This is a genomic window from Geobacillus sp. CCR (genome assembly GCF_052906625.1).
Window position 1 is genome coordinate 1 of sequence record NZ_JBREBQ010000075.1, and the last position, 4,274, is coordinate 4,274.

At 43.2% G+C, this 4,274-nt stretch carries 5 protein-coding genes; all 5 read left to right on the plus strand.

All coding sequences use genetic code 11. The features are described 5' to 3' along the window. The coding region (locus ACVBDQ_RS17720; protein WP_446663375.1) for a P27 family phage terminase small subunit at positions 1-412 on the plus strand (412 nt) is incomplete at its 5' end. A 21-nt stretch (positions 413-433) separates the two neighbouring features. Then, a complete protein-coding gene (locus ACVBDQ_RS17725; RefSeq protein WP_446663376.1) occupies positions 434-2,146 on the plus strand; it encodes a terminase large subunit in 1,713 nt (570 codons plus the stop codon). Positions 2,147-2,157: 11 nt separating this feature from the next. Then, positions 2,158-2,349, plus strand: a complete 192-nt coding sequence (locus ACVBDQ_RS17730; protein WP_446663377.1) for a hypothetical protein — start codon at positions 2,158-2,160, stop codon at positions 2,347-2,349. Positions 2,350-2,354: 5 nt separating this feature from the next. After that, on the plus strand, positions 2,355-3,608 hold the full coding sequence (locus tag ACVBDQ_RS17735) for a phage portal protein (protein WP_446663378.1): 1,254 nt from the start codon (positions 2,355-2,357) through the stop codon (positions 3,606-3,608). Then, complete coding sequence (locus tag ACVBDQ_RS17740; protein ID WP_446663379.1) at positions 3,562-4,191, plus strand: HK97 family phage prohead protease; 630 nt, start codon at positions 3,562-3,564, stop codon at positions 4,189-4,191. The genes ACVBDQ_RS17735 and ACVBDQ_RS17740 overlap by 47 nt, the downstream gene beginning before the upstream one ends. The last annotated feature ends 83 nt before the right edge of the window (positions 4,192-4,274 follow it).

Below are 4,274 nucleotides of genomic sequence, written 5' to 3' on the forward strand. Positions count from 1 at the left end.
GACCAAAGAACGGCAGGAAGCCAAGCTACCTGCGGAATTGATGGCCAAAGATGGCATTCCAAAACTTCAGGTAACACCGCCTAATCATCTTGACCCAGTCGCAAAACAAGAATACAAGCGAATCATCGAGTCTTTGGGGACCTTACCACTTAGAAACCTCGATCGCGCCGAGTTGGAAAACTATTGTACATGGTATTCGGTTTACAAAAACACATCGGTCAACATGAAATTGGCTTTAAAGAATGGAGATCAAGATGAGTATTATGCATATGTTGGCATATTGAATAAAGCCACAGCAAATATTAAAAGTCTAGCCAGTGATCTTGGCCTTAATGTCAACAGCCGGATGCAGATGAGCATGCCTAAGACCGAAGCACAGAAGAGCGATTCAATCATTGATACTTTTGGCTGACTGCGATGGAGGTGATGTTGGTTGTCAAAATTTAAGGATCCAATGCCTAATTTCATAAAACGTGTGCTGGACGGTCGTCTTATTACTTCTAAGGCAGTTAATCTTGCGGTGAAACGCCATCAAGAAGACTTGAAACGAACAGATTGGCGATGGCATTATGATCCAAATCTAGCGGGAAAAGCTGTTAAATTTATGGAAATTCTGCCAGAACCAAAAAGTGGGAAACCACAACCATTAGCACCGTTTCAGAAATTCATTATTGGCAGTATATATGGCTGGGTTGATAAAGATGATTCAAATATAAGGCGATTTACCGATGTGTTCATTTCGATGGCACGAAAAAACGGTAAGTCGCTTTTGATTTCTGGCGTCATTCTTTATGAGTTTCTGTTCGGAAAGAATCCAGTTAACAGTCGACAGCTTTATACTGCTGCAAATGATCGAAATCAAGCCAGTATTGTCTTCAAAATGGTCAAAAAGAGGCTCGAAGCATTACAGAAAAAAGATCCTGGTATTAAGAGAATGTCCAAAATTAACCGTGATGAAATCATTAATCTTGATGATGGTTCAACGATTCGGCCTTTTTCTCGTGATGCAGGACTTGTCGATGGTTATGAACCGCATGTCGCCGTTGTTGACGAATATGCCAACGCTAAAACAACCGATATGCTAGAAACATTAGCATCGGGGCAAGTTTTATTGCCGAGTTATTTGACTTTCATTATTTCAACGGCTGGATTCGACATGAACGTGCCGATGTTTCAACAAAATTATCCGTATGCCAAAAAGGTGTTGTCCGGTGAAGAAAAGGCAGAACGCTATTTTGCATTTATTGCTGAACAAGACAACGTACAAGAGGTTGATGACCCCAATTCTTGGATCAAATCGAATCCGCTACTTGACGTTGATACCTTAAACGGACAAATCAGTGATTATCTGACGACTAAGTTAGCTCAAGCTCGTGCTGATGGCAGTCTAAACGCTAAATTGGTCAAAAACTTTAATATTTGGCGACAAGCTACAGAAGACAGTTATCTAGATTTCGATGCTTGGAAAGCGGCAGAGCTGACCGACAAGCCCGATATTCGCGGGCAAAGAGCATGGATTGGAATTGATGTCGGTCGTACAAGCGATCTATTCGCTATTTCTTGGCTAATTCCCCAGGAGGGCTGGTGGTGGCTTGATGGTTATGCATTTGTTGCTTCAAAAGGTGGCATCGATAACAAAATAAAGACGGATCGGATTGACTACTTGGCTGCTGAACAACACGGCGAAGGCGAGATCAGCAGCTTAGAGTCAGGTATCATCGACAACGATCGGGTATATGAATGGCTCGAGGACTTTATTGAGCGTAATGACTTAGATGTTCAGGGCATCATGTACGACCCTTATCAATTTGGGCCAATGCTAACGGCAATTGAGAAGAATCACCCTGAGTGGCCGATGGTGCAGGTGCGACAAGGAACGCTAACACTGTCAATGCCTACCAAACAGTTTCGTGATGATGTTATCAGTGGTCGCATAAAGCATTCAGATAATCGCATTATGCAGGCCGCCGCAATGAACGCGGTTCTAATGTCTGACAACAATGGCGTCCGTATTAATAAGAATAAGTATGCTAATAAAATAGACATGATTGATGCTGCGCTTGATGCTTATGCCATCGCTTTTAAGGAAGACTTGGACAACTATTTGGACGACGATCGTGTGTTTAGTGACGACTTTGGCTTTTAGGAGGTGAGAACGTGAATGGAAAACTAGCTAACTTTTTCAGAATTATTGGCGCAAATATGGCTGGAATTGCCACTGTTTTAGGCTTCATTTTAGCTGGATATGGGGCTTTTTTGATCAATAAGCCTACTGGATTCATGGTTTGCGGCGGCTTGTTGTTTGTTCTCGCCTTTATTCTGTTGCTTCCTGATAACGAAGGGAGGTGAGATGAATGAAGCTATTTCGAGGATTAGCAACCGAAGTGGACCCTCACTGGGCAGATCATTTGCTTGATTCTGGGGTAATTCCATCATTTCGAGGTGGATACCTTGGCATTTCTGCCTTACGGAATTCTGACGTGCTTACGGCTGTATCGATTGTTTCGGGTGATGTTAGTCGTTTTCCGCTAGTAATCACGGACAGCTCAACCGATGAGGTTGTTGACTTATCCAATATTGAATACTTGATGAATACGAAGGTAAACAAGCGGCTGTCGGCTTATCAGTGGAAATTTTCCATGATGGTCAATGCAATTTTGACTGGAAATGCTTATTCGCGTATTGTGCGCGATCCGATAACCAACGAACCAGCTATGTTTGAGTTCTATGCCCCCTCGCAGACGCAGGTGGACACAAGCGACCCCGATAACATCATCTACCGTTTCACGCCTTACAATTCTAGCATGCAAAAAATATGTGGATTTGAGGACGTCATTCACTGGAAGTTTTTCTCATACGACACAATCATGGGGCGCTCACCGCTGTTGTCACTTGGTGATGAAATTGGACTGCAGGAGTCAGGCGTTTCAACGTTACAGAAGTTCTTCAAGAGCGGCTTGAAAGGCTCAATTATCAAAGCAAAGGAGAGTCGCCTGTCCGCCGAAGCACGCCAGAAGATTCGTGAAGATTTTGAAAGAGCACAGGCAGGTGCTGATGCTGGATCGCCAATTATAGTTGACGCAACGATGGATTATCAGCCGTTGGAAGTTGATACCAACGTTCTTAATCTGATTAACAGCAATAACTACTCAACAGCGCAGATTGCGAAGGCTTTGCGGGTGCCAGCGTATCGATTAGCCCAAAATAGTCCTAACCAGTCTGTTAAACAGCTTGCTGATGACTATATTCGCAATGATCTTCCATTTTACTTTGAACCGATTACAAGTGAGTTTGAACTAAAGCTGCTTGATGACGCGCAACGGCACCAATATTCCATAGGATTCGACACAAAATCAGTAAATGGATTGCCGATTGCTGACGTAAATACAGCAGTTAATGGTGGACTGTGGACTGGAAACGAGGGACGTGCGGAGCTTGGAAAGAAACCGTTAAAAGACCCGAACATGGATCGTATTCAGTCGACACTTAACACAGTATTTCTTGATCAAAAGGAAGCATATCAAGCTGAACATGCAGCAGAATTGAAGGGAGGTGATACTAATGCCAAAGGAAATCAGAATGGCAGCGGCACCAATGCAAATTCGTGATGGTGATGACGATCATCCTACGGTCATCGATGGCTATGCATTAAAATTCAATCGGAAATCTGATCCAATGGGATTCGGTGACTATTCTTTTAGAGAGCAAATTGACCCTCATGCCTTAGATAATGCTGACATGAGTAATGTAGTTGCGCTTTTCAATCATGATCAGAACCAAGTGTTAGGACGGACTGGTATCAATTTGCAGCTATCAGTTGATGACACAGGGCTGAAATACACGCTGACTCCTCCAGACACGCAGCTTGGCCGTGACTTGTTGGAAAACGTTCGTCAGGGAATTATCAGTCAGTCGAGTTTTGCATTTACAATTCCTGATGATACAGATGCCCAAAAATGGACTCGTGATGGGGATGTTGAGGCTCCATACAATCGCTTGATTAGATCAATTGATCATATATATGATGTCTCTCCAGTAACCACGCCAGCATATCCGGATACTGAGGTAAAGGTCGGAGCACGATCGTTGGAACAGATACAAGCGCTAGATCAGCCGCCAGAATGGGAACTTAAGCGGCGTAAGATGCTTTATCAATTGAATAAAGAGGACTTGCTCAAAGGCATCGAATAATCGGTGCCTATTTTTATACAAAAAATAAGGAGGGTCACTAGATGACTTTAGATGAAAAATTAGCTGCTGTTAAAAAGCACCTT